Origin of the sequence: Pseudoroseomonas sp. WGS1072, assembly GCF_049340465.1 — a bacterium.
Lineage (GTDB): Bacteria > Pseudomonadota > Alphaproteobacteria > Acetobacterales > Acetobacteraceae > Pseudoroseomonas.
Genome location: NZ_JBMPSU010000001.1, coordinates 966,871 through 988,643, shown reverse-complemented (window position 1 = coordinate 988,643; position 21,773 = coordinate 966,871). Strand labels below are relative to the sequence as shown.

The following is a 21,773-nucleotide window of genomic DNA, read 5'->3' as shown; positions in this document are numbered from 1 at the left end:
GGGGGAATTTCGTTCAGCGCCCGCTCCCGCCCAGCACGCCGACGATGCCGCCGATGGCGATGATCGCCGGCGCGTCCAGCCCGGCCCCGCGCACCGCCTCCGCCACCTCCGCCAGGGTCGAGACCAGCTTGCGCTGGCCGGGCCGGGTCGCCTCCGTCACCACCGCGACCGGCGTTCCGGGCGGCAGGCCGCCGCGCAGCAGCGCCGCCGTCACCGCCTCCAGCCGCCGCATCGCCATGTAGAGCAGCAGCGGCTGGCCGAGGCGCGCCAGCGCCGTCCAGTCCAGCGCGTCCTCGGCGCCCTCGGCCGCATGTCCGGTGGCCAGCACCACCGCCTGGTTGACGCCGCGATGCGTCGCCGGGATGCCGGCCGCCGCCAATCCGGCCAGCCCCGCCGTCAGTCCGGGCAGGATGCGGTGCGGGATGCCGGCGGCGGCCAGCGCCAGCGCCTCCTCCCCGCCGCGCCCGAAGACGAAGGGATCGCCACCCTTGAGCCGCAGGACGCGCCGCCCGGCCAGCGCCAGCTCGGCCAGCAGGCCGAGAATGGCGGCCTGCGGCGTCGAGGGCCGCCCGCCGCGCTTGCCGACGAAGCGCAGCTCGGCCGTCGCGGGGGCCATGGCCAGGATGCGCGGATCGACCAGATCGTCATGCACCACCACCTCGGCCTGGGCGAGGCCGGCCAGCACGTCGAGCGTCAGCATGCCGGGATCGCCCGGCCCGGCCCCGGCGAGCCAGACATGGCCGGGCTCCAGCACCGGGGCGGCGCGGCCCATGGCGGCCTCCAGCGCGGCGAGGCGGTTCATGCCGCTCGCCCCGGGCCCCGGCGGGCGCTAAACCTCCCGGCGTGCAGCAGGACGCGCCTCTCCGCCGGGGCTGGACCACCGGCGCCTGTGCCACGGCGGCGGCCAGGGCGGCCTTCGCCGCGCTGCGCCACGGCGCCTTCCCCGATCCCGTGACCATCCGGCTGCCGCGGGGCGAGGCGCCCGCCTTCGCCCTGGCCGGGCATGGCTTCACCGGGGATGGCGGCGCCTGGGCGGCGGTGGTCAAGGATGCAGGGGACGATCCGGACGTGACGCATGGCGCGCTGATCCGCGCCACCGTGCATCCCCTGCCGCCCGGCGGCGGCCTGGTCTTCGTCGCCGGCGAGGGGGTCGGCACCGTCACCCTGCCGGGCCTGCCGCTGCCGCCGGGCGAGCCGGCCATCAACCCGGTGCCGCGCCAGATGATCCGCGCCGCGCTGGAGGCGGTGGCGGGCGGTGCGGTCGATGCGCGCGTCGAGATCGCCATCCCCGGCGGCGAGGCGCTGGCGCGGCGCACCATGAACCCGCGCCTCGGCATCCTGGGCGGCCTCTCCGTGCTGGGCACGACCGGGGTGGTGGTGCCCTATTCCTGCTCGGCCTGGATCCACTCCATCCATCGCGGCATCGACGTCGCCCGCGCCGCCGGCCTGGCGCATGTCGCCGGCGCCACCGGCAGCACCAGCGAGGCGGCGGTGCGCGCCCTGCACCGCCTGCCGGAGCAGGCGCTGATCGACATGGGCGATTTCGTCGGCGGCATGCTGAAGTACCTGCGCGCCCATCCGGTGCCGCGCGTCACCATCGCCGGCGGCCCCGCCAAGCTGACCAAGCTGGCCCAGGGCCGGCTCGACCTGCATTCGCGGCGCGGCGCGGTGGATCTGGAGGCCCTGGCCGGGCTGGCCCGCGCGGCGGGCGCCGATGCCGCCCTGGCCGCCCGCATCGAAGGCGCGAACACCGCGCTGGAGGCCTTCACCCTGGCCGGGGCGGCCGGCCTCGCCCTCCCGGCGGCGGTGGCCGGGCGCGCCCGCGCCGTGGCGCAGGCGGTGGTCGAGGGCGCGCCGGTGCGGGTCGATGTCGCGCTCTTCGGGCGGGACGGGCGGCTGCTGGCCGAGGCCGGGTGAGCTCATGCCCGCCCCCGGAAGCGGCGCTGGTAGTCCGTGTCGTAGAGCGCGCTGTCGCGGAAATCCCCGGCCTCCAGCGCCGGGCCGATGAGGATCAGCGCCGTCCGTTCCGCCGGCTCGGCCGCCAGCTTCGCCACGATGTCGCCGAGCCGGCCGCGCAGCACCCGCTGCTCCGGCCAGGAGGCGCGGATGACGATGGCCACCGGGCAATCGGCGCCGTAGAGCGGCGTCAGGCGGGTGACGATCTCCTCCAGCGCATGGATGGCGAGATGCAGGGCGAGCGTCGTCCCGGTGGCGCCGAAGGCCTCCAGCGTCTCGCCCGGCGGCATCGGCGAGGCGCGGCCGGAGACTCGCGTCAGCACCAGGCTCTGCGCCACGCCCGGCAGGGTCAGCTCCCGCCCCAGCGCGGCGGCGGCGGCGGCGAAGGCCGGCACGCCGGGGGTGAGGGTATAGGGGATGCCGAGCCGCTCCAGCCGCCGCGCCTGCTCGGCGACCGCCGACCAGACCGAGAGATCGCCCGAATGCAGCCGCGCCACGTCCAGCCCCGCGGCATGGGCGCGGCGGTACTCCGCCTCGATGCCGTCGAGGTCGAGCGGCGCGGTATCGACCAGCCGGGCGCCGGGCGGGCAATGCGCCAGCAGCGCCGGCGGCACGACGGAGCCGGCATAGAGGCAGACCGGACAGGCGGCCAGCAGGTCGCGCCCGCGCAGGGTGATGAGGTCGGGGGCGCCGGGGCCGGCGCCGATGAAATGCACGGTCATGCTGTCTGCGGGGCTCTGCGGAAGGCCGGGGGAAGACGATGGTCCGGCGCCGCCGCGCCTGCCGGGATCATGGCGGCGGCTCGGCCAGCGCGCAGCTCACCCCGCCTTCGGCGATGCGGGGCAGCAGCAGCGCCCCGCCCGCCGCCAGGGCGCAGCCTTCCGCCACGCTGGCCAGGCCGGTGGCGCGCAACGCCGCCTCGGAGCGGGTCGGGCAACGGGGCTGCACCGCCAGCAGGGCGGCATGGCCGATCCAGTCGAGCGGCAGGCCGAGGCGCCGGGCGGCCTCCTCCAGCGCCGGCATGCCCTGGCGGAAGAAGGGCGCGGCCAGGCGGACGATGCGCCGGCCGCTGCGCCCCTCCGCCTCGCGCAGCAGCGCCAGCACGGCCTCGGCACTGGCGCCGGGGCGGCAGCCGAGGCCGGCCAGGGCGGTGGGCGCCTCGGCGGCACGGGGCTTCTCCACCGCGTATTGCGTGACGGTCATGGCCGGGCGGAAGCCGCGCCGCTGCCCGATCCGCGCCAGCCGCGCCACCGAGAGCCGGGTCAGCCCGCCGCCCCACAGCGCCTCGGCCTCGAAGAGCCGCGCCTCGGTCTCCACCGTCACCGCATGGGCGACCAGGCGCCCGCCGGGGCGCAGCGCCGCCCAGGCGGCCTCCAGCACCCCCGGCGCGGCCGCGCCGCCGCCCAGGAAGATGGCGTCCGGCGTGGGCAGCCCCTCCAGCCCCGCCGGCGCCGTGAGCGGCAGCAGGCGGTAGCCCGGCACGCCGAGGGCGAGGGCGTTGCGCGCCGCCCGCGCCAGGCGCTCCGGCCTCGGCTCCAGGCCGAGAGCGCGGTTGGCCGGGTGGCGCAGCATCCATTCGATGCCGATCGAGCCACTGCCGGCGCCGATGTCCCAGAGCTGCTCGCCCGGATGGGGCGCCAGCGCGGCCAGGGCGGCGGCGCGGGCCTCGCGCTTGGTGATCTGCCCGTCCTGCTCGAAGAAATCCTCCGCCAGCCCGGCGGCCAGCGGCAGCGGCCGCGCCGAGGGGCCGGGAACGACCTCGATGGCCAGCATGTTCAGCGGATCGGGGTGGCCCGCGAAGTCGCCGGCGGTGGTGCGGGAGATGCACTCGCGCGGGCCGCCCAGTGCCTCCAGCAGGTGCAGGCGGCTGGGACCGAAGCCGAGGCCGGTCATCAGCGCCGCGACGGCGGCGGGCGTCGCGGCATCGGCCGAGAGGGCGAGGATGCGCGCGCCCGGCTGCAGCAGCGGCCGCAGCGGCGCCAGCGGCCGGCCGCAGAAGGAGATGGTCGCGCAGTCCTGCAGCGCCCAGCCGAGCCGGGCGCAGGCCAGGGCGAAGGCGGAGGGCGCCGGGTGGCAGAGGAATTCCTCCGGCGGCACCTGCCGCGCCAGCAGCGCGCCGATGCCGAAGCAGAAGGGATCGCCCGAGGCGAGCACCGCCACGCGCCGGCCGCGCAGGGCGAGCAGCGGAGCGAGGTCGAGCGGGCTCGGCCAGGGATGCGCCGCGCCGCGCAGCAACGGCGCGGCCAACGCCAGGTGGCGGGCGCCGCCGAACACCGCCTCGGCGCCGGAGAGCAGGGCGGCGGCGGCGGGAGAGAGGCCCTCGACGCCCTCCTCGCCCAGCCCCAGGATGGCGAGCCATGGCCCGCTCATCCCCTTTGCGCCTGCTGATCCTGGGCGGCACCACCGAGGCGTCGGACCTCGCCCGCGCGGTGGCGGGCGATGCCCGCTTCGCCCCCCTGCTGTCGCTCGCCGGGGTGACGCGCCGGCCGCTGCCGCAGCCGGTGCCGCTGCGGATCGGCGGCTTCGGCGGGGCGGCGGGGCTGGCGGAGTTCCTGCGCGCGGAGGGCATCGGCGCACTGGTCGATGCCACGCATCCCTTCGCCGCCGCCATGACGCGCCAGGCGCTGGCGGCGGCGGCGGAGACCGGCACGCCCCTGCTGCGGCTGGAGCGCCCGCCCTGGCGCCCCGTTCCCGGCGACGACTGGCGCGAGCACGCCACGCCGGAGGCGCTGGCGGCCGCCCTGGGCCCCGCGCCGCGCCGCGTGTTCCTGACGGTCGGGCGGAAGGACCTGGCCGCCTTCCGCGCCGCGCCCTGGCACGACTACCTGATCCGCAGCGTCGATCCGCCCCCGGCCGAGGCCCTGCCACCGCGCGCGCGGGTGATCGTGGACACCGGCCCCTTCGCCTTGGAGGCGGAGCTGGCCCTGCTGCGGGAAGCCCGCATCGAGGTGCTGGTGGCGAAGAATTCCGGCGGCACGGCGGTGGCGGCGAAGCTCGCGGCGGCGCGCGCGCTGGGCCTGCCGGTGCATCTCCTGGCCCGCCCCGCCGCGCCGCCGGGGCTCGGGGCCGTGGCGGAGGCCGGCGCGGCGCTGGACTGGCTGGCGCGCCGTCATGCCGGGACCGAGCGCGGCGCGTAGAGCCAGGGCCGCCCGCCCGGGCGCGGGATCAGCCGCGTGGCGGCCGAGCCGACCAGCACCAGGGTCCGCATGTCGGCCAGGGCCGGGTCGGCCTCGGCCAGGGCGCGGATCTCGATCCGCTCCTCGGGCCGGGAGATGGCGGTGGCGAAGGCCAGCGGGGTGGTACCGGGCAGGGTCTCGGCCAGCAGCGCGAAGGCGCGGCCGAGCTGCCAGGGACGGGCGCGGGAGATGGGGTTGTAGAGCGCCAGGACGAAGCCGGCCTCGGCGGCCAGGCGCAGCCGCCTCTCCACCAGCGCCCAGGGCTTGAGGTTGTCGGAGAGGGAGATGGCGCAGAAGTCGTGGCCGAGCGGCGCGCCCAGCCGGGCGGCGGCGGCGAACATGGCGGAGATGCCGGGGAGCACGCGGATCTCCAGCGCCCGCCAGGCCTCGGGCCCGGCCTCCAGCGCCTCGAAGACCGCGCTGGCCATGGCGAAGACGCCGGCATCGCCGGAGGAGACCACCGCCACCCGCGCGCCCTCCGCCGCCAGTTCCAGCGCGTGGCGCGCGCGCTCCAGCTCCTGCCGGTTGTCGGTGGCGTGCCGCCGCTGGCCGGGCCGGGGCGGTACCCGCGCGACATAGGGGCCATAGCCCAGGATGTCGGTGGCGGCGGCCAGCGCCGCCTCGGCCTCCGGAGTGCGGAGCGCGGCATCGCCGGGGCCGAGGCCGATGACGTCGAGGCTCATGGCGCCCCGCCCGACATCCCGCTGGGCGGCAGCCGGCCCGGCACCAGCACCAGGGAGAAATAGGGCGCCGGGCTGTCGTCCCGCAGGGCCAGCGGCTGGATCGCCTCGCCCGCCTGGGTGCCGCGCTCGACATAGACGGCGCGCGCCAGCAGCCCGGCCCGCTCCAGCACGGCGCGCAGCTTCGGCAGGTGGCGCCCCACCTTCATGATCACCGCCGCCTCCGTGCCGGCCAGCGCCGCGGCCAGCGCCGCCTCCGGCAGGGTGGCGGGCAGCACGCGCAGCGTCTCGTCCCCCTGCACCATCGGCACCCCGGCCCGTGCCCAGCAGCCGGCCATGGCCATGATGCCCGGCACCACCTCAACCGGATGCCGCGCCCGCAGCCGGTCGAAGAGGTACATGGCCGAGCCGTAGAGGAAGGGGTCGCCCTCGCAGAGCAGCGCCACCTCGCGCCCGGCGGCGAGATGCGCGGCGATGGCGGCGGCGCAATCGTCGTAGAAGGCGCCCATCTCGCGCGCGTAGCGCGGCTCCGCCACCCCGACATCGACGGTGAAGGGATAGTCGAAGCGCAGCCGCTCGGCGGCCGGGTCGAGGTGCGGCGCGGCGATGCTCCAGGCGTGGCCCGCCCGCCCGCGCTTGGCGAAGCCGGCGACAACCGGCGCGCGGCCCAGGATGCGGGCGGCCTTCAGCGTGACGAGGTCGGGATCGCCGGGGCCGAGGCCCAGGATGTGGAGGGCTGCGCTCATTCCCGCTCCGAGGCCAGGGCGTTGACGGCGGCCACCGCCATGGCGCTGCCGCCGATCCGCCCCTCGGCGATCATCCAGGGGATGCGGTCCTGCGCCGCCAGCGCCGCCTTGGATTCCGCCGCGCCGACGAAGCCGACCGGCAGGCCGATGATGGCGGCGGGCGGCGGCGCGCCGGCCTCGATCCGCTCCAGCAGATGGAACAGCGCGGTAGGCGCGTTGCCGATGGCGACCAGCGCGCCGCCGAGCCGGTCCCCCCAGAGATGCAGCGCGGCCGCCGAGCGGGTGTTGCCGAGGCGCCGCGCCAGCTCCGGCACCTCCGGCTCCGACAGGGTGCAGACCACCGCGTTGCCGGCCGGCAGGCGGGCGCGGGTGATGCCATGCGCCACCATCTGCGCGTCGCAGAGGATGGGCGCGCCGGCGAGCAGCGCGGCGCGGGCGGCGGCGGCGAAGGCAGGATGGAAGCGCAGCGACCGTGCCACCTCGACCTGGCCGCAGGCATGGATGACGCGCACCGCGACGCGCGCCTGCTCCGGCGTGAGGCCGGCGAGGTCGGCCTCGGCGCGGATGGTGGCGAAGGACTTGGCGTAGATGGCCGCGCCGTCGCGGATGTAGTCGTAGGGTCCGCTCATCTCTCTTCCATCCTCGCCGCCGCCTCGGCCAGGGAGAGGCCGGCGGCCAGCGGCGCATCCCCGGCGCGGCCGTGGCGGACCAGGGCGTAGCGCCCCGGCGCCTCGGCCACCAGCACCAGCGCCGCCGGGCCGGGATGCGCGCAGCCTTTGGCGCAACCGGAGAGATGCAGCAAGCCCGGCGGCGGCGCCCGCAACAGCCCCAGCAGGGCCAGCGCCTCGCGCCGCACCGGGGCGCGGCCGCTGGCGCAGCCCTCGCTGCCCGGGCAGGCGCGGAGCGCCAGGCGCGGATCGGCGGGATCGTCGATCAGGCCGGGGACCGCCGCCCGGCGAACTCCGGGCAGCAGCACGCTGCGCCAGGGCGTCAGGCGCAGGCTGCCATCGCCCTCCGCCGCGGCCAGCGCGGCCAGTTCCCCCAACGCCGGCACCGTCATGACGCCGAAGGGCAGGCCGAGGCCGAAGCCGCCCGCCAGGGCGCCGACTGATGGCCCGACTGATGGCCCGACTGATGGCCCGACTGGCGGCCCGGCTGGCGCTTCCTCAGGCGGCGGCGACGCGCCGGCCGTCAGCCCGGCCCGCGCGAACAGCGCGGCGGCGCCCTGCTCGCGCACCGCCTGGGCCATGCGGCCCGGCGGCCCGTCGAGCAGCGCCGCGATCAGCCGGGCGACCGCCGCGGGGGCCTCCGCCGCCGCGCTGCGCGCCACCGCCTCGCCCCCCGCCAGCCGTAGCGTGACGCCGCCGGCCGCGAGCCGCAGCATGATGTCGGCGCCGGGGCAGGGCTCCGCCGCCTCGGCCAGGGCGAGGCCGAACTTGCCCGGCAGGGCCGCGGGGGCGGCGGCCAGCACCGCCTCCAGCGCCCGGCACAGGGCCTCGGCCGCCGGGGAGGGCAGGGGCGGCGGGATCAGGTTGCGGCGGCGCTCCACGCCCGGATCGGGATCGGCCAGCCCGGCGCCGCGCAGGGCCGCGACGAAGCCGGGCAGGCGGGCGGCGGTCAGGCCCCGGACCTGCAGATTGGCCCGCTGGGTCAGCTCGATCCGCCCGTTTCCCGCCGCGCCGGCGGCCTCGGCCAGAACCAGCGCCTGCTCCGCCGAGAGCCGGGCCAGCGGCGGCTTGACGCGGACCAGCAGGTCGTCCCCGCTTGCCATGGGATCGTAGAGGGAGGGGCACCAGCCCCGGATGCGGGTCACGGGCCCCCGCTCACGGCACGTCGTTCCGCAGGGGCCGCCACAACCCCCGCTCCCGCGCCTCCTCCAGCCGGGCGCGCAGCGCGGCGAGCGCGGCGGGGTTGTGCGCGGCCAGGAAGGCGGCGACCGCCGCATCGCCCAGCGTCGCGGCATGGATCAGCTCGAACTGGCGGTCGAAGCGCGCCGGCAGGGTGGCGGCGAAGGCCAGCAGCGCCTCCACCGGCCGCGCGATCTCGGCCGCGCCGCGATGGCCGTGCCGCATCATCCCGGCGATCCAGGCCGGATTGGCGGCGCGGCCGCGCACCGCGCGCGCCACCTCCTCGGCCAGGGCGCGCAGGCGCGGCGCCTCGGGCCGGCTGGTGTCGGCGTGGTAGAGGGCGGGGGCGGCGCCGAGGCCGCGCGCGGCGGCGGCCAGCCCGCCGGCATGGGCGGCGTAGTCCGGGCTGTCCAGCAGGTCGGCCTCGGCATGGTCCTGGCTGTGCAGATAGGCCTCGGCGCGGCCGAGCTGGCGGCGCAGCGCTTCCGGCAGCGGGGTGCCCTCCAGCCCCTTCCCGTAGGCGCTGGCCGAGGCGGCGAGCCAGTCCTGGCCCAGCTCGTCGGCGTCCGACCAGGCGCCGCGCGCCAGCTTCTCCTCCACCCCGGCGCCGTAGCGGCCGGGGGCGGCGCCGAAGACGCGGGCGGTGGCCTGGCGCCAGGCCGCGCCCTCGAGGCCGCGCGCGGCGGCGGCGAGCGGGTTCCAGTCGGCCGCCTCGTCGCGCGCCGCGATGGCGCGCACCGCCTCGTCGAACAGCGCGATCTGGCCGGGAAAGGCGTCGCGGAACAGGCCGGAGATGCGCAGCGTGACGTCGAGCCGGGGATGCGCCATCTCGGCCAGCGGCAGGATCTCGATGCCGGTGACGCGGGCCGAGCCCTCGTCCCAGAGCGGCCGGGCGCCGATCAGCAGCAGGGCCAGGGCGAGGTCCTCGCCGCCGGTGCGCAGCGTGGCGCTGCCCCAGAGATCGATCACCAGGGAGCGGGGCCAGTCGCCATGGTCCTGCCGGTGGCGGCGCAGCAGCTCGGCGGCGGCCCGCTCCGCCAGGGCGAGGGCCGAGCGGGTGGGGATGTTGCGCGGATCGATGGCGTAGAGGTTGCGGCCGGTGGGCAGCACGTCGGCGCGGCCGCGGCTCGGCGCGCCGGCCGGGCCCGGCTCGGCGAAGCGGCCATCCAGCGTCGCCAGCAGCGCCTGCCGCTCGCCGCGGGCCGAGGCGTCGAGCCGCTCGGCCAGCGCGGCGCGCGGCAGGGCAGGGCTGGCGTGGCAGAGGGCGTCGAGCAGCGCGGCGCGGCGCTCCGGCTCGGGCGCGCGGCCCAGGACATGCAGCCCGTCGCGGATCTGCATCTCCTTCACGTCGCAGAGCCAGGCGTCGAGCCGGGCGAGCGTCTCCTCCTCGGGCAGGCCGCGCGGAATGGCGCTCTCGGCCAGCAGTCCGGCCGCCTCGGCGCGCTCCAGGATGGCGCGGCGCAGCAGGGCGGTGCGGCGGCGGTCCAGCCCGTCGGCGGCGGCGTATTCGTCGATCAGCCGCTCCAGCTCCAGCCCGGCGCCGTGATGCCCGGCGCGGGTCAGCGGCGGCGTCAGGTGGCCGAGAGTGACGGCGCCGAGCCGCCGCTTGGCCACCGCCGCCTCGCCCGGATTGTTGACGATGAAGGGATAGACGACGGGCAGGCCGCGCAGCAGGGCGGCGGGCGCGCAGGCGGCGGAGAGCGCCGTCGCCTTGCCCGGCAGCCATTCCAGCGTGCCATGGGTGCCGAGGTGCAGCAGGACATCGGCCATGTCCCGCAGCGCCAGGTAGAAGGCGATGTAGCCGTGGCGCGGCGGCGTGTCGGGGTCGTGGTAGCCGGCCTTGCGGTCCAGCCGGGCGCCGCGCTCGGGCTGCACCGCGAGCAGCAGGCGGCCGAGGCGGAGATGGCGGAGATGGAAGGCGCCGTCGCGCAGCAGCGGATCGGCCTCGGGCGGGCCCCAGGCGGCCTCGACGGCCTCGCGCAGCGCGGCGGGGAGCGTGGCCAGACCGGCGCGGTAGGCCTCCAGGGAGAGGAAGGGCGCCGGCGGTGCGGTGGTCAGGGCGCGGGCGAGGTCCTCCGAGGACGGCGGCGGTGTGCCGATGGCGTAGCCCGCGGCCGTCAGATCCTCGATCAGCGCGGCGAGGCTGGCGAAGCTGTCGAGCCCCACCGCATGGCCGGCCTGGCCGGTCTCCCGCCCCGGCACGCCGGGATAGTCGGAGAGCAGCACGGCGAGGCGGCGCGCCGCGCGCGGCGTGGCGGCGAGCCGCGCCCATCCGAGCGCCCGGTCGGCGGCGAGGGCGATGCCCTCCGGGTCCGGGCGCAGCAGGGTGGGGGCGTATTCCAGCGCCGGATGCGGCTCGGCCTCGGCCTTGAAGGCGATGGCCGTGGTCAGCAGCCGCCCGTCCAGCTCGGGCAGCGCCACCTGCATGGCGAGGTCGCTCTGCGAGAGGCCGCGCGAGGAGGCCTCCCACACCGGGCGCGGCACGCCGGAGAGCACGAGCTGCAGCACCGGCGCGCCGGCCGCCTCCAGCGGCGAGGCGCCCTGCTGCCGGGCGGCGAAGGCGGTGGCGTTGAGCACGACGGCGGGACGCCAGGCGGCGAGGCAGCCGGCGACGAGGCCGGCCGATTCGGGCTCCTTCAGGCTGGCGGCGTGGAGGCCGCGGACCCGCAGGCCGCGGGCCCGCAGCGCCGCCGCCAGCGCTTCGAAGGGCGCCATGTCCCCGGCCAGGAGATGCGCCCGGTAGAAGACGACCACCGCCTCGGGGTCGGGCTCCTCCGCCCCCAGCGGGTGCTCGCCGGCGGCGGGCAGCGGCGCCGGCCGCGCGCCGTCATCCGGGCCGAGGCCGGCGGCATGGGCGGCGAGGCGCAGGGCGGCGGCATGGTTGACCGGGCCGCCGGCGCGCAGCAGCGCGTCCAGCCGCGTCCGCAGCGGCGCCGCCAGGGTGGAGAGGGCGTCGAGCCGCGCATCCGCCCGCCCATCCCCCGGCAGCAGGGCCAGCGGGATGCCGCGGGCGCGGCAGAGCGCCGCCACCTCCTCGGCGCCGTAGCGCCAGTAGTCCAGCCCGCCGAGCAGGCGGATGACGATGCAGCGCGCCCGCTCCAGCACGCTCTCGGCATAGAGATCGACCGAGAGCGGGTGGCGCAGCCGGGCCAGGCTGGCCAGCCGCAGCGAGGGGCGCGGGGCGGGCAGGCTGTCCCAGGCCGCGGCGGCGGCGGCGAGGTCGCTGTCGGTGAAGGAGAGCAGCACCAGCTCGGCCGGGCTCTGGCCGAGGTCGATGGCGGCCTCGGCCTCGTCCAGGGATCGGGTCTCGCGGGGGAGGAGATGCACGGTGCCGGGGCGCTCCCGAGGTTCAGGCGATCCATCCGCATCTGGGGAGGGCCGGACCGGTGGTCATCCCCAAGGCCGCCTCCCCGCGGGTGCTCAGCCCAGGATGATCCGGGCGATGCCGTCCTGGTCCATCCCGCTGCGGCCGATGATGACGACATGGCCGTCGCGGTCGTCCGGCCAGGGGCGGTCGAACTCCTGCCGGAAGCGGGTGCCGACGCCCTGCACGACCAGCCGCATCGGCTTGCCCGCCAGGCGCACGAAGCCCTTCATCCGCAGCACGTCATGCGCCTCGGCCGCCCGCCGCAGGCGCGCCACCAGCGCGTCCGCCTCCGCGATCTCGGGCAGGACGATGACGAAGCTGTCGAAGTCGTCATGCTCGTGCGCGCCGTCCTCGGCATCGTGGTGCGAGGGGCGGGCGGCGAGGTCGTCCTCGGCCGCGGCGCCGAGGCCGAGCAGCAGCGCCGCATCCAGCGCCCCCTCCCGGGCCGGCACCACCTTGACGGCGCGCGGCAGGCCGGCGGCGATCTCGCCGGTCAGCCGCTCCAGCGCGGCGGCATCCAGCAGATCGGCCTTGTTCAGCACCACGAGGTCGGCGCTGGCGAGCTGGTCCTCGTAGACCTCGGCCAGCGGATTGTCGTGATCGAGCGACGGGTCGGCCGCGCGCTGCGCCGCGACCGCCGCGGGGTCGTCGGCGAAGCGGCCCTCGGCCACGGCGGGGCCGTCGACCACGGTGATCACGCCATCGACGGTGACGCGGGAGCGGATGCCGGGCCAGTTGAAGGCCTTGATCAGCGGCTTCGGCAGGGCGAGGCCGGAGGTCTCGATCAGGATGTGCTCCGGCGGCTCCGGCCGGTCGAGCAGTGCCTGCATGGTCGGGATGAAGTCGTCGGCCACGGTGCAGCAGAGGCAGCCATTGGCCAGCTCGACGATGTTCTCCTCGGCGCAGCCCGGGATGCCGCAGCTCTTCAGCGTCTCGCCATCGATGCCGAGCGCGCCGAACTCGTTGACGATGATGGCGATGCGCCGCCCCTCCGCCTGCGCCATCACCTGGCGCAACAGCGTCGTCTTCCCGGCGCCGAGGAAGCCGGTGACGATGGTGGCGGGGGTCTTCTCCAGCGTGCTCATGCGGCGGACTCCGGGGCGGGAAGGAGGGAGGGCAGCCGGCCGAGCACGGCGCGGCGCAGCGATTCGGGGCGGCGGGAGGGCAGCACGGCGCCACTGGGATGGGCGGCGTAGGTGGCGCCATAGGCCAGCAGGTCGGCGGCCTGCCCCGCCTCCAGATGGCCGAGCAGATAGCTCCACTTGCCCGGAGCGGTCATGGCGGCGGCGCAGCCGCGCTCGCAGACGGCCAGGCAGGTGACGGGGCGCAGCGCGACCGGCGGCGCGGGATGGGCGGCCAGCGCCGCCGCCACGGCGTCGTGCAGCCGGCGGCCGGGCGGCGTCTCACCCTCGGCGAGCGGCCGGTCGGCGCGGCAGGTGACACAGACCAGCAGCGTGGGCGGCTCCCGGTTCGGCTCGATCATCGGCACGGCGGTCCTCCGTCGCGAGGCGGTCACGGAGTGCCGACCGCCCGGCGCCATGCGGCGACCGGGTCGAGGCGCCGGGAGGACGGAACCCCCGGACACATCGCCGCCCGCCGGGGCACCCCGCCCGGTGGCACGATCCGATGGGGATGGCAGGTCTCCTGGCTCACGGATCGGGCGCGCCCCGCCGGCCTTCCCGGCCACCCCTCGCGGCGCGGCCAGTGGCATGTCGGCGGGCCGCTCTCCGCCTACAGTTGCGGGGGCAGCCGCGGCCTGGGGCCCCGGGGAGCCCGCACCGCATTCCCTTTTCACCCCCGCCCCGGCAGCCGCCGATGGCGGGAGACCATCTGGCCGTCTCCTAGGCGGCGGGGTGGCGGCGAGTCAATCGCCGCCACCCCGCCCGGCTGAAACCGCGACGCCGCCGCCACAACGGGTCAGCCCCGGGCGAAGGACACAATTCGATCCGGCCCGCCTCCGGGCGCGGCTTGGCCGCGAAGTTCCCATGACTTCGGGAATGGAACAAGCGGCGCAATATGTAATAGGGATAAAGTGTAAATTACTTGAATAGGGAGATTCCGAAAGAAATCACGAAGGGTCTATATCACCAGGGCGGCGTTATCGCGGTAATCCATTCGGCGGCGCGGCCGGAAATGCGATTTTCGGTAGACTCTGAGACGAGGCTGTATTAGGTTTCCTCACCAATAGATGTGGCGGCACAGAATTGTGTCATTTTCGGGGCGGCGCGGCTGAAACTGGCCGGGCCTGGCCCCTCGTGGCCGCCACCCCTCGGAACCGATCATGGAGGTGTCCGCCCCCGCCCGGCGGAGGGCAGACCGCAAGGCAGACACATGGACAATCCAGCGCAGACCCCCCCGTCACCCCCGGCGGCGATCCCGGCCGACCGGCCCGGCGGGGCCACCACCGACCCGATGGCCGAGCAGGCCCCGGTGAAGATCGCCCTCCGGCATGTCTACAAGGTGTTCGGCGATGATCCCGACGCCGCGCTCCGCATGGTGCGGCAGGGCCGCGACAAGGACACCATCAAGGCCGAGACCGGCTGCACCCTCGGCGTCAACGACGCCAGCTTCGACATCCATGCCGGCGAGATCTTCGTCATCATGGGCCTCTCCGGCTCCGGCAAATCCACCCTGCTGCGGCTGCTGAACCGCCTGATCGAACCCTCGGCCGGCGAGATCTTCATCGACGGCCAGGACATCACGAAGATGTCGAAGCGCGAGCTGATTGAGCTGCGCCGCCGCGACATGAGCATGGTCTTCCAGTCCTTCGCCCTGCTGCCCAACCGCACGGTGATCGACAACGCGGCCTTCGGGCTGGAGGTGGCCGGCATTGGCGAGGCGGAGCGGCGGCGCAAGGCCATGGCGGCGCTGGAGGGCGTCGGCCTCGCCGCCTATGCCGAGAGCCGGCCGGACCAGCTCTCGGGCGGCATGAAGCAGCGCGTCGGCCTCGCCCGCGCCCTGGCGAGCGAGCCCAGCGTGCTGCTGATGGACGAGGCCTTCTCGGCGCTCGATCCGTTGATCCGCACCGAGATGCAGGACGAGCTGCTGCGTCTGCAGTCCGAGCAGAGCCGCACCATCATCTTCGTCAGCCACGATCTCGACGAGGCCATGCGCATCGGCGACCGCATCGCCATCATGCAGCACGGCAATGTCGTGCAGGTCGGCACGCCGGACGAGATCGTGACCAACCCGGCCAACGACTATGTCCGCTCCTTCTTCCGCAACGTGGATGTGTCGCAGGTCTTCCGCGCCGGCGACATCGCGCGCGAGACGCAGGTGACGCTGATCGACCGGCGCGGCATGGCGGTGCACGCGGCGCTGGAGCGGATGCGCCGGCACGACCGCGACGTCGCCATCGTCGTCGGGCGGGACAAGCGCTACCACGGCATGGTCAGCGCCGAATCCCTCGCCCGCGCGGCGCGTGACGGCGGGGCGGACCCCTATCACCGCGCCTTCCTGCCGGAGGTGGAGCCCATCGCCGCCGCCGAGACCCTGTCCGACGTGATGGGCCGCGTGGCGCAAAGCCCCTTCCCGGTGCCGGTGGTGGACGAGAGCCGCCGCTACCTCGGCTCCATCAGCAAGTCGGCGCTGCTCAGCACGCTCGACCGGTCCGGCAACTGAGGGGGAGGAGAGATCATGCAGGGTATGGATCTGCGCATCGGCGAGGGTGCCGATGCCGTCGTCAACTATGTGCTCGACCACTTCACCCCCGCGCTGGACGCCATCGCGGCCGTCATCGGCTTCGTCACCGGCGGCATCCAGTCCGGGCTGCATCTGCTGCCGGCCCCGGCGATGATCGCGATCATCGCGCTGCTGGCGCTGTGGCGCGTGGGCTGGAGGTTCGCCGTCTTCGCCGTCGCGGCGCTGCTGCTGATCACCGGCATGGGGCTGTGGGACCGGATGATGGAGACGCTCGGCCTGGTGCTGGCGGCGACCGTCATCGCCATCGTCATGGGCGTCCCCCTCGGCATCGCCATGGCGCGCAGCGGGCTCGGGCAGATGCTGCTGCGCCCGACGCTCGACCTGATGCAGACCATGCCGGCCTTCGTCTACCTGATCCCGGCCGCCATGTTCTTCGGCCTCGGCGCCGTGCCGGGCACCATCGCGACCGTCATCTTCGCCATGCCGCCGGTGGTGCGCCTGACCAACCTCGGCATCCGCCAGGTGCATGCGGAGTTCATCGAGGCCGGTCTCGCCTTCGGCTGCACCCCCTCGCAGCTGCTCTGGAAGGTGCAGATCCCGAACGCGCTGCCCTCGATCATGGCCGGCATCAACCAGACCATCATGCTGTCGCTGTCGATGGTCGTCATCGCCTCGATGATCGGCGCCGGTGGCCTCGGCAACACCGTGCTCACCGGCATCCAGCGGCTCGATGTCGGCACCGGCTTCGAGGGTGGCCTGGCCGTCGTCGTGCTCGCCGTGCTGCTCGACCGCATCACGCAGAGCTTCGGGCAGCAGGAGGGCCGGAAGGGTTTGGGCTTCAGCCTGCGCCAGCTCTTCGCCGGCCGTTCGGAGGCGCCCGCCGCGGCGCCGGCCGCCCGCGGCTGAGACCGGCGGGGCCGCACCGGCGGCCCACCTCCGCCATTCCGCAAATCCGCAACAGAGAAGAAAGAACGCCAGAATGCTGCTGAACAAGCGCGCCTTCCTGACCCTGTCCGCCGGCCTCGGTGCCGCCGCCCTGCCGATGAGCCTGCCCCGCCCCGCGCGCGCCCAGTCGGGCGCCACCATCAAGCTGGGCTTCGCCCCCTGGGCAGACGCGGAGTTCATCACCCGCCTCGCCGCCCGGCTGATCGAGGACCGGCTGGGCCACAAGGTGGAGCTGGTGCAGACCGACGTGGCGCCGCTCTACCAGGGCATCACGCGCGGCGATGTCGATGCCATGCTGATGTGCTGGCTGCCGCAGACCCATGCCGACTACTTCAAGCGCGTCGAGGGGAAGGTGGAGAAGCTCGGCACCCTCTACACCGGCGCCAAGCTGGGCTGGGTGGTGCCGAAGTATGTGCCGGAGGCCGAGCTCGCCTCGATTGCCGATCTGGCGAAGCCCGAGGTGCGCGGCAGGCTCGGCGGCCGCGTCCAGGGCATCGAGCCCGGTGCCGGCCTGACGCGCCTGTCGCAGGAGGCCGTGAAGGCCTACGAGCTCGACTACACGCTGCAGGAATCGAGCGAGGCTGCCATGCTCAGCATGCTGGACCGCAGCATCCGGGGCGAGCGCTGGATCGTCGCCACGGCCTGGAGCCCGCACTGGATGTTCGGCAAGTACGAGCTGCGCTACCTGGCGGACCCGAAGCAGGCGCTGGGCGGCGAGGAGCAGGTTCTGGCCCTCGGCCGGCCCGGCCTCACCGAGGCGGTCCCCAAGGTCGCGGCCTTCCTCTCCCGCCTGAACCTGCCGCTGGACGAGCTGGAGCGGTCCATGCTGCTGGCGCAGGAGAAGGACTTCGACACCGCCGTGTCCCAGTACATCGCGGAGCATGGCGAGCGCGTGAAGGGCTGGCTGCCGGCCTGAGCGGCGGCGCGCCCTCCCGGCGGGAGGGGCGCCGGCCCTTCCCCGGTGCCGCCGTCCCCTCCCGCCACGCGTCCCGGGCGGGCCGGGGCGCCGGCGGGGAGGGGAAGGGGCGCTCCGGCGCGCCCCGCGGCCTCAGCCGGCGTCGCGGAAATAGGGCTCGACCGTGCCCTGCAGCTTCATGGTCATCGGCTTGCCCCTGCGGTCCAGCGACTTGCCGACCGAGAGCCGCACCCAACCCTCGCTGACGCAGTATTCCTCGACATTGTTCTTCTCGACGCCCTTGAAGCGCACGCCGATGCCGCGCTCCAGCAGGGCCGCGTCGTAGAAGGGGCTCGCCGGATCGGCGGAGAGTCGGTCGGGCGGAGTGTCGGTCATCGGCGCGGCTCCCGTCGCAATGTCGTGGTCCGGCGGGTGATAGCCAAGCCGGGCGCCGAGGCCAACCGCCGCTCTCCCCCTCGCCAGCGCCGCCGGGCTTCGCTAACCCTCTGGCCATGAGCTTCACCCTGGTCCTCGGCGGCGCCCGCTCCGGCAAGTCCCGCCACGCGGAGGCGCTGATCGCGCGCCATCCCGCCCCCTGGTCCTACCTCGCCACCGCCGAGGCCTGGGACGAGGAGATGCGCGCCCGCATCGAGGCGCACCGCGCCCGCCGCGCCGCCGGCTGGGCCACCGTGAACGTGCCGCTCGATCTGCCGGGGGCGCTGGAGCGCCATGCGCTGCGCCCGGCCCTGGTGGACTGCCTGACGCTCTGGCTGACCAACCTGATGCTGGGGCAGCATGATGTGGAAGGCGCCATCCAGGCGCTGGAGGCGACGCTGGCGCGGCGCCGGGCGGCCACCGTGCTGGTGGCGAGCGAGGTCGGGCTCGGCATCGTGCCCGACAACGCTCTGGCCCGCGCCTTCCGCGATCAGGCGGGGCTGCTGAACCAGCGGATGGCGGCGCGGGCGGGGTCGGTGCATTTCGTCGCGGCCGGCCTGCCGATGGTGCTGAAGGGCGAGGCGTGAGGAGGACGACATGACGCAGGACGACGAGGAGGCCGCGCGCCACCGCGAGAAGATGGCGCGGCGCAAAGCGGTGCAGGATGCCGAGGTGGCTTCCAAGACCGTCGAGAAGGGGCTGCTGATGCTCCACACCGGTGCCGGCAAGGGCAAGTCCACCGCCGCCTTCGGCCTGGCGCTGCGCATGCTGGGGCGCGAGCGGCGCGTCGGCGTGGTGCAGTTCATCAAGGGTGCCTGGTCCACCGGCGAGCGCGGCGTGCTGGAGGCCTATGCCATGCTGGAATGGCACAGCATGGGCGAGGGCTTCACCTGGGAGACGCAGGACAGGGCGCGCGACATCGCCGCCTGCCGCCGGGCCTGGGCCCGCGCGCAGGAGATGATGGCGCGCGGCGATCTCGGCCTGCTGATCCTGGACGAGCTCTGCATCGCGCTGCGCTACGGCTATCTCGACGTGGCGGAGGTGCTGGCGGGGCTGGCGGCGCGGCCGGAGGGCCTGCACGTCGTCGTCACCGGCCGCAACGCGCCGCCCGAGCTGATCGAGGCCGCCGACATGGTCACCGAGATGAAGCCGCTGAAGCACCACTTCGCCGCCGGGGTGAAGGCACAGTCCGGCATCGAGTTCTGAGCGCCATGGCCGCCCGCGCGCTGATGCTGCAGGGGACCGGCTCCTCCGTCGGCAAGTCGCTGCTGGTGGCGGGGCTGGCGCGGGCCTACGCCCGGCGCGGCCTCGCCGTGCGGCCGTTCAAGCCGCAGAACATGTCGAACAACGCGGCGGTGACGGCGGAGGGGGGCGAGATCGGCCGCGCCCAGGCGCTGCAGGCGCGGGCCGCCGGCGTCGCGCCCAGCGTGCACATGAACCCCGTGCTGCTGAAGCCGCAGAGCGAGACCGGCGCGCAGGTGGTGGTGCGGGGCCGCATCCATGCGACGGCGCGGGCGCGTGAGTACCAGGCGATGAAGCCCGCGCTGATGCCCTTCGTGCTGGACAGCTTCGCGCGGCTGCGGGCCGGGGCCGAGCTGGTGCTGGTGGAGGGCGCCGGCAGCGCCTCCGAGATCAACCTGCGCGAGGGCGACATCGCCAATATGGGCTTCGCGCGGGCGACGGGCACGCCGGTCGTCGTGGTGGGCGACATCGATCGTGGCGGCGTCATCGCGGCCCTGGTCGGCACCCATGCGGTGCTGCCGCCCGGCGACGCGGCGCTGGTGCGCGGCTTCATCGTCAACCGCATGCGCGGCGACCCGACCCTCTTCGCGGAGGGCATGGCGCAGATCGCCGCGCGCACCGGCTGGGCGCCGCTCGGCCTCGTGCCCTTCTTCGACGCCGCCCGCCGCCTGCCGGCCGAGGACGCGATGGACCTCGCCGCGCATCTGCCGCGCCGGCCCGGCGCACCCTGCCGCATCGCCGTGCCGGTGCTGCCGCGCATCGCCAATTTCGACGACCTCGACCCGCTCGCCGCCGAGCCCGGCGTCGATCTCCGCCTGCTGCGCCCGGGCGAGGCCCTGCCGGGCGAGACGGATCTCGTCATCCTGCCCGGCTCCAAGGCCACCATCGCCGATCTCGCCGCGCTGCGGGCCGAGGGCTGGGACATCGACATCCTGGCGCATCGGCGGCGGGGCGGGCGGGTGCTGGGCCTCTGCGGCGGCTACCAGATGCTCGGCCGCCGCATCGCCGATCCGCGGGGGATCGAGGGGCCGGCCGGCGCGGTCGAGGGCCTCGGCCTGCTCGATGTCGAGACGGTGCTGTCGGGGGAGAAACGGCTCGCGCCGGCCACGGGCGTCAGCCTCGCCGATGGCCTGCCCTTCGCCGGCTACGAGATGCATCTCGGCCGGACCGCGGGGGCCGATGCGGCGCGGCCGCTGCTGCGCCTGGCCGATGGCCGCGAGGAGGGCGCCGCCTCCCCCGATGGCCGTGTCGCCGGCACCTATGTGCACGGCTTCTTCCAGGCCGACGCGCAGCGCCGGGCCTGGCTCGCCCGCCTCGGCCACGCGGCGGCGGCGCGGGACCACGAGGCCGAGGTGGAGGCGGTGCTGGACGCGCTGGCACGCCATCTGGAGGCGACGATGGATCTCGGGGCGCTGCTGGCCCTGGCGCGGTAGGCAGGGCGCGGTCAGAGGATCCCGTCGTGGAAGACGCCGCATTCCGGCGGCCCCGCCGGGGCCAGCCCGGCCCGGGGCGTGGCCGGCGCGGCGGGCCGTGGCAACAGGGCGAGGGCGGTCCTGGCGCGGGCGAGCAGGCGCCGCACGGCCGCGCCGGGCGCGGGGAGCGGAAGGGCTTGCGGGGCGGTTGCCAGGGAAAGGTCGGGCATGGGCATGGGCATGGTCCTTGGGCGGTGCGGCGCGGTGGATTAATGACGATGAATCTTAGTGCGTCAATAATTCCACGAAATATACTCATGGAAAGGGGCGCGATTCCCGGTCTGCGGCCCTTTGGCGCCCGAGGGGAAGGCCGGACATCGGCTGGCAGGGTAGGGCATGGATTGAATCCCTCATATGACGATCCTGAATGAGCATTATGAACCCGTCCGGCCAAAAGCGTACCCTCCGCGGAGGGACGGCACCGGCCGCCAGGAAGGACCGACCATGATGTCGATGCTGTTGCGCGCCGGCCTGACGGCTGCGGTGTTCCTGCTGGGCCTGCACCTGCTGGGCCTGGCGCCGGTGGGCGGGGGCTCCAAGGGCCCCTCGCCCCTGATCGCCACGAAATCCTGACGCTGGAGAATTGTCCGCGCCGGGGGGTGGGCGCCGTGATGCAGAGGTGTATTCACTTCTGCCCGCACGAGGGATAAGCTCGCCCTCATGGCCCCGGATCTCCCGCCCCGCTCCGCCGATCGTGTCTACGAGCAGGTCAAGGCCATGGTCTGCACCTACCGCCTCTCGCCCGGGGAGCGGATCAATGAGGTGGAGCTGGCGCGCCGGCTCGGGGTCAGCCGCACGCCGCTGCGCGAGGCGCTGAACCGCCTGGCCTCCGAGGGCTTCCTGGTGGCCACCCTGAACAAGGGCTACCGCCTCAAGACCCTGGCGCCGGCCGATGTGCTGCATCTCTACGAGTTCCGCGCGACCGTCGAGGTGGGCAGCCTGGCCCTGGCCTGCGAGCGGGCCTCCGATGCCGCGCTCCGCGAGCTCGAGGCCTTCGCCCTGCAGAGCCGCGACGCGCCGGACGAGGACGCGCAGGCGCTGCGCCTGCTGCGCCTGGACGAGCAGTTCCACGAGCGCCTGGCCGCCCTCTCGGGCAATGACGAGTTCATCCGCGCCATCCGCGGCATCAACGAGCGCGTGCGCTTCCTGCGCTGGATCGACATGCAGGACCGCCGCACCGGCACCCAGAGCGAGCATCTGGCGATCATCCGGCATCTGATCGCGCGGGACGGCGCCGCCGCGGGCGCGCTGATGCGGCGCCACATCAACCGCCGCCTGGACCAGATCACCGAGGTGATCCGCATCGGCTATGGCGAGATCTACACCGGCAATGCCCTGGCCGCCCATGTGCTGGGCGACGCCGCCTGACG

At 75.2% G+C, this 21,773-nt stretch carries 22 protein-coding genes, 1 pseudogene and 1 riboswitch; of the genes and pseudogenes, 10 read left to right on the top strand and 13 right to left on the bottom strand.

Translation table 11 applies throughout. The annotated features are described in order from the left end of the window. Positions 1-13 precede the first annotated feature (13 nt). Positions 14-802, bottom strand: a complete 789-nt coding sequence (cobA, locus tag ACF3NH_RS04735) for a uroporphyrinogen-III C-methyltransferase (RefSeq protein ID WP_232477317.1) — start codon at positions 800-802, stop codon at positions 14-16. Between the two features lie 41 nt (positions 803-843). On the opposite strand from cobA, the gene ACF3NH_RS04730 reads away from it, so the two are divergent. Next, entirely contained in the window at positions 844-1,917 is a 1,074-nt protein-coding gene (locus ACF3NH_RS04730; protein WP_422922031.1) for a cobalt-precorrin-5B (C(1))-methyltransferase, read from the top strand. A 2-nt stretch (positions 1,918-1,919) separates the two neighbouring features. Here ACF3NH_RS04730 and cobM read toward each other — a convergent pair whose 3' ends face one another. The 3 genes and pseudogenes from cobM to cbiE form a co-directional block, all read right to left on the bottom strand. Then, complete coding sequence (gene cobM / locus ACF3NH_RS04725) at positions 1,920-2,678, bottom strand: precorrin-4 C(11)-methyltransferase (RefSeq protein WP_422922030.1); 759 nt, start codon at positions 2,676-2,678, stop codon at positions 1,920-1,922. A 67-nt stretch (positions 2,679-2,745) separates the two neighbouring features. Next, positions 2,746-3,138, bottom strand: coding sequence for a cobalamin biosynthesis protein (locus tag ACF3NH_RS04720; protein WP_370592063.1), 393 nt, complete (start codon positions 3,136-3,138; stop codon positions 2,746-2,748). After that, a pseudogene (gene cbiE, locus ACF3NH_RS04715) lies at positions 3,118-4,326 on the bottom strand (precorrin-6y C5,15-methyltransferase (decarboxylating) subunit CbiE); the annotation flags it as partial. The pseudogene cbiE and the gene ACF3NH_RS04720, both read right to left, overlap by 21 nt. Between cbiE and ACF3NH_RS04710 the strand changes: the two are divergent. Beyond that, the gene (locus tag ACF3NH_RS04710) at positions 4,314-5,093 is read left to right on the top strand and encodes a cobalt-precorrin-6A reductase (RefSeq protein WP_422922029.1); all 780 of its coding nucleotides are present in this window, start codon (positions 4,314-4,316) and stop codon (positions 5,091-5,093) included. The pseudogene cbiE and the gene ACF3NH_RS04710 overlap by 13 nt on opposite strands. Here the strand turns inward: ACF3NH_RS04710 and cobJ are convergent. From cobJ to ACF3NH_RS04675, 7 genes are all read right to left on the bottom strand, one after another. Beyond that, complete coding sequence (gene cobJ, locus ACF3NH_RS04705) at positions 5,066-5,815, bottom strand: precorrin-3B C(17)-methyltransferase (RefSeq protein ID WP_198367535.1); 750 nt, start codon at positions 5,813-5,815, stop codon at positions 5,066-5,068. The genes ACF3NH_RS04710 and cobJ overlap by 28 nt on opposite strands. After that, entirely contained in the window at positions 5,812-6,558 is a 747-nt protein-coding gene (locus ACF3NH_RS04700; RefSeq protein WP_422922028.1) for a precorrin-2 C(20)-methyltransferase, read from the bottom strand. Before ACF3NH_RS04700 ends, cobJ begins: the two co-directional genes overlap by 4 nt. After that, positions 6,555-7,187 (bottom strand): precorrin-8X methylmutase, encoded by a 633-nt coding sequence (locus ACF3NH_RS04695; protein ID WP_198367533.1) that lies wholly within the window; start codon positions 7,185-7,187, stop codon positions 6,555-6,557. The genes ACF3NH_RS04700 and ACF3NH_RS04695 overlap by 4 nt, the downstream gene beginning before the upstream one ends. Beyond that, positions 7,184-8,371, bottom strand: coding sequence for a precorrin-3B synthase (locus tag ACF3NH_RS04690; protein WP_422922027.1), 1,188 nt, complete (start codon positions 8,369-8,371; stop codon positions 7,184-7,186). The genes ACF3NH_RS04695 and ACF3NH_RS04690 overlap by 4 nt, the downstream gene beginning before the upstream one ends. Before the next feature lie 10 nt (positions 8,372-8,381). After that, positions 8,382-11,732, bottom strand: coding sequence for a cobaltochelatase subunit CobN (cobN, locus tag ACF3NH_RS04685; protein WP_422922025.1), 3,351 nt, complete (start codon positions 11,730-11,732; stop codon positions 8,382-8,384). A 93-nt stretch (positions 11,733-11,825) separates the two neighbouring features. After that, complete coding sequence (cobW, locus tag ACF3NH_RS04680) at positions 11,826-12,857, bottom strand: cobalamin biosynthesis protein CobW (protein ID WP_198367530.1); 1,032 nt, start codon at positions 12,855-12,857, stop codon at positions 11,826-11,828. After that, complete coding sequence (locus ACF3NH_RS04675) at positions 12,854-13,255, bottom strand: DUF1636 family protein (protein ID WP_198367529.1); 402 nt, start codon at positions 13,253-13,255, stop codon at positions 12,854-12,856. Before ACF3NH_RS04675 ends, cobW begins: the two co-directional genes overlap by 4 nt. Positions 13,256-13,389: 134 nt before the next feature. After that, positions 13,390-13,617: riboswitch (cobalamin riboswitch) on the bottom strand. A 567-nt stretch (positions 13,618-14,184) separates the two neighbouring features. Between ACF3NH_RS04675 and proV the strand changes: the two genes are divergently transcribed. The 3 genes from proV (at position 14,185) to ACF3NH_RS04660 (ending at position 17,275) form a co-directional block, all read left to right on the top strand. Then, positions 14,185-15,393 (top strand): glycine betaine/L-proline ABC transporter ATP-binding protein ProV, encoded by a 1,209-nt coding sequence (gene proV / locus ACF3NH_RS04670; protein WP_422924720.1) that lies wholly within the window; start codon positions 14,185-14,187, stop codon positions 15,391-15,393. 15 nt (positions 15,394-15,408) lie between these two features. Further along, complete coding sequence (locus tag ACF3NH_RS04665; protein WP_198367528.1) at positions 15,409-16,320, top strand: ABC transporter permease; 912 nt, start codon at positions 15,409-15,411, stop codon at positions 16,318-16,320. 73 nt (positions 16,321-16,393) lie between these two features. Further along, positions 16,394-17,275, top strand: coding sequence for a glycine betaine ABC transporter substrate-binding protein (locus ACF3NH_RS04660; RefSeq protein WP_198367527.1), 882 nt, complete (start codon positions 16,394-16,396; stop codon positions 17,273-17,275). Positions 17,276-17,407: 132 nt separating this feature from the next. On the opposite strand, the gene ACF3NH_RS04655 is transcribed toward ACF3NH_RS04660, so the two are convergent. Beyond that, positions 17,408-17,650: a DUF3297 family protein gene (locus ACF3NH_RS04655; RefSeq protein ID WP_198367526.1), complete on the bottom strand. Its 243-nt coding sequence runs from the start codon at positions 17,648-17,650 to the stop codon at positions 17,408-17,410. 116 nt (positions 17,651-17,766) lie between these two features. On the opposite strand from ACF3NH_RS04655, the gene cobU reads away from it, so the two are divergent. The 3 genes from cobU to ACF3NH_RS04640 are packed head-to-tail and all read left to right on the top strand — an operon-like array spanning position 17,767 to position 20,364. Further along, positions 17,767-18,276: a bifunctional adenosylcobinamide kinase/adenosylcobinamide-phosphate guanylyltransferase gene (cobU, locus tag ACF3NH_RS04650; protein ID WP_422922023.1), complete on the top strand. Its 510-nt coding sequence runs from the start codon at positions 17,767-17,769 to the stop codon at positions 18,274-18,276. Between the two features lie 10 nt (positions 18,277-18,286). After that, positions 18,287-18,895, top strand: coding sequence for a cob(I)yrinic acid a,c-diamide adenosyltransferase (gene cobO, locus ACF3NH_RS04645; RefSeq protein ID WP_198367524.1), 609 nt, complete (start codon positions 18,287-18,289; stop codon positions 18,893-18,895). Positions 18,896-18,900: 5 nt separating this feature from the next. After that, entirely contained in the window at positions 18,901-20,364 is a 1,464-nt protein-coding gene (locus tag ACF3NH_RS04640; RefSeq protein WP_422922022.1) for a cobyric acid synthase, read from the top strand. 11 nt (positions 20,365-20,375) lie between these two features. On the opposite strand, the gene ACF3NH_RS04635 is transcribed toward ACF3NH_RS04640, so the two are convergent. Further along, positions 20,376-20,579, bottom strand: a complete 204-nt coding sequence (locus ACF3NH_RS04635) for a hypothetical protein (protein WP_422922021.1) — start codon at positions 20,577-20,579, stop codon at positions 20,376-20,378. Between the two features lie 268 nt (positions 20,580-20,847). On the opposite strand from ACF3NH_RS04635, the gene ACF3NH_RS04630 reads away from it, so the two are divergent. Together ACF3NH_RS04630 and ACF3NH_RS04625 are read left to right on the top strand one after the other, a co-directional pair. Then, positions 20,848-20,976 carry a hypothetical protein gene (locus ACF3NH_RS04630; protein WP_422922020.1) on the top strand — a complete coding sequence of 43 codons (129 nt, stop codon included), beginning with the start codon at positions 20,848-20,850 and terminating at the stop codon, positions 20,974-20,976. A gap of 87 nt (positions 20,977-21,063) precedes the next feature. Then, the gene (locus ACF3NH_RS04625) at positions 21,064-21,771 is read left to right on the top strand and encodes a GntR family transcriptional regulator (protein ID WP_422922019.1); all 708 of its coding nucleotides are present in this window, start codon (positions 21,064-21,066) and stop codon (positions 21,769-21,771) included. Positions 21,772-21,773: the final 2 nt, after the last annotated feature.

What these genes read in the sequence shown, in the direction of transcription:
- ACF3NH_RS04665 (WP_198367528.1), top strand. Translation starts at nt 15,409, where the DNA reads ATGCAGGGTATGGATCTGCGCATCGGCGAGGGTGCCGATGCCGTCGTC.
- cobA (WP_232477317.1), bottom strand. Translation starts at nt 802, where the DNA reads ATGAACCGCCTCGCCGCGCTGGAGGCCGCCATGGGCCGCGCCGCCCCG.
- ACF3NH_RS04625 (WP_422922019.1), top strand. Translation starts at nt 21,064, where the DNA reads ATGGCCCCGGATCTCCCGCCCCGCTCCGCCGATCGTGTCTACGAGCAG.
- ACF3NH_RS04695 (WP_198367533.1), bottom strand. Translation starts at nt 7,187, where the DNA reads ATGAGCGGACCCTACGACTACATCCGCGACGGCGCGGCCATCTACGCC.
- proV (WP_422924720.1), top strand. Translation starts at nt 14,185, where the DNA reads ATGGCCGAGCAGGCCCCGGTGAAGATCGCCCTCCGGCATGTCTACAAG.
- cobJ (WP_198367535.1), bottom strand. Translation starts at nt 5,815, where the DNA reads ATGAGCCTCGACGTCATCGGCCTCGGCCCCGGCGATGCCGCGCTCCGC.
- ACF3NH_RS04660 (WP_198367527.1), top strand. Translation starts at nt 16,394, where the DNA reads ATGCTGCTGAACAAGCGCGCCTTCCTGACCCTGTCCGCCGGCCTCGGT.
- ACF3NH_RS04710 (WP_422922029.1), top strand. Translation starts at nt 4,314, where the DNA reads ATGGCCCGCTCATCCCCTTTGCGCCTGCTGATCCTGGGCGGCACCACC.
- cobM (WP_422922030.1), bottom strand. Translation starts at nt 2,678, where the DNA reads ATGACCGTGCATTTCATCGGCGCCGGCCCCGGCGCCCCCGACCTCATC.
- ACF3NH_RS04700 (WP_422922028.1), bottom strand. Translation starts at nt 6,558, where the DNA reads ATGAGCGCAGCCCTCCACATCCTGGGCCTCGGCCCCGGCGATCCCGAC.
- cobO (WP_198367524.1), top strand. Translation starts at nt 18,287, where the DNA reads ATGACGCAGGACGACGAGGAGGCCGCGCGCCACCGCGAGAAGATGGCG.
- cobU (WP_422922023.1), top strand. Translation starts at nt 17,767, where the DNA reads ATGAGCTTCACCCTGGTCCTCGGCGGCGCCCGCTCCGGCAAGTCCCGC.
- cobW (WP_198367530.1), bottom strand. Translation starts at nt 12,857, where the DNA reads ATGAGCACGCTGGAGAAGACCCCCGCCACCATCGTCACCGGCTTCCTC.
- ACF3NH_RS04640 (WP_422922022.1), top strand. Translation starts at nt 18,901, where the DNA reads ATGGCCGCCCGCGCGCTGATGCTGCAGGGGACCGGCTCCTCCGTCGGC.
- ACF3NH_RS04675 (WP_198367529.1), bottom strand. Translation starts at nt 13,255, where the DNA reads ATGATCGAGCCGAACCGGGAGCCGCCCACGCTGCTGGTCTGTGTCACC.
- ACF3NH_RS04630 (WP_422922020.1), top strand. Translation starts at nt 20,848, where the DNA reads ATGATGTCGATGCTGTTGCGCGCCGGCCTGACGGCTGCGGTGTTCCTG.
- ACF3NH_RS04655 (WP_198367526.1), bottom strand. Translation starts at nt 17,650, where the DNA reads ATGACCGACACTCCGCCCGACCGACTCTCCGCCGATCCGGCGAGCCCC.
- ACF3NH_RS04635 (WP_422922021.1), bottom strand. Translation starts at nt 20,579, where the DNA reads ATGCCCATGCCCGACCTTTCCCTGGCAACCGCCCCGCAAGCCCTTCCG.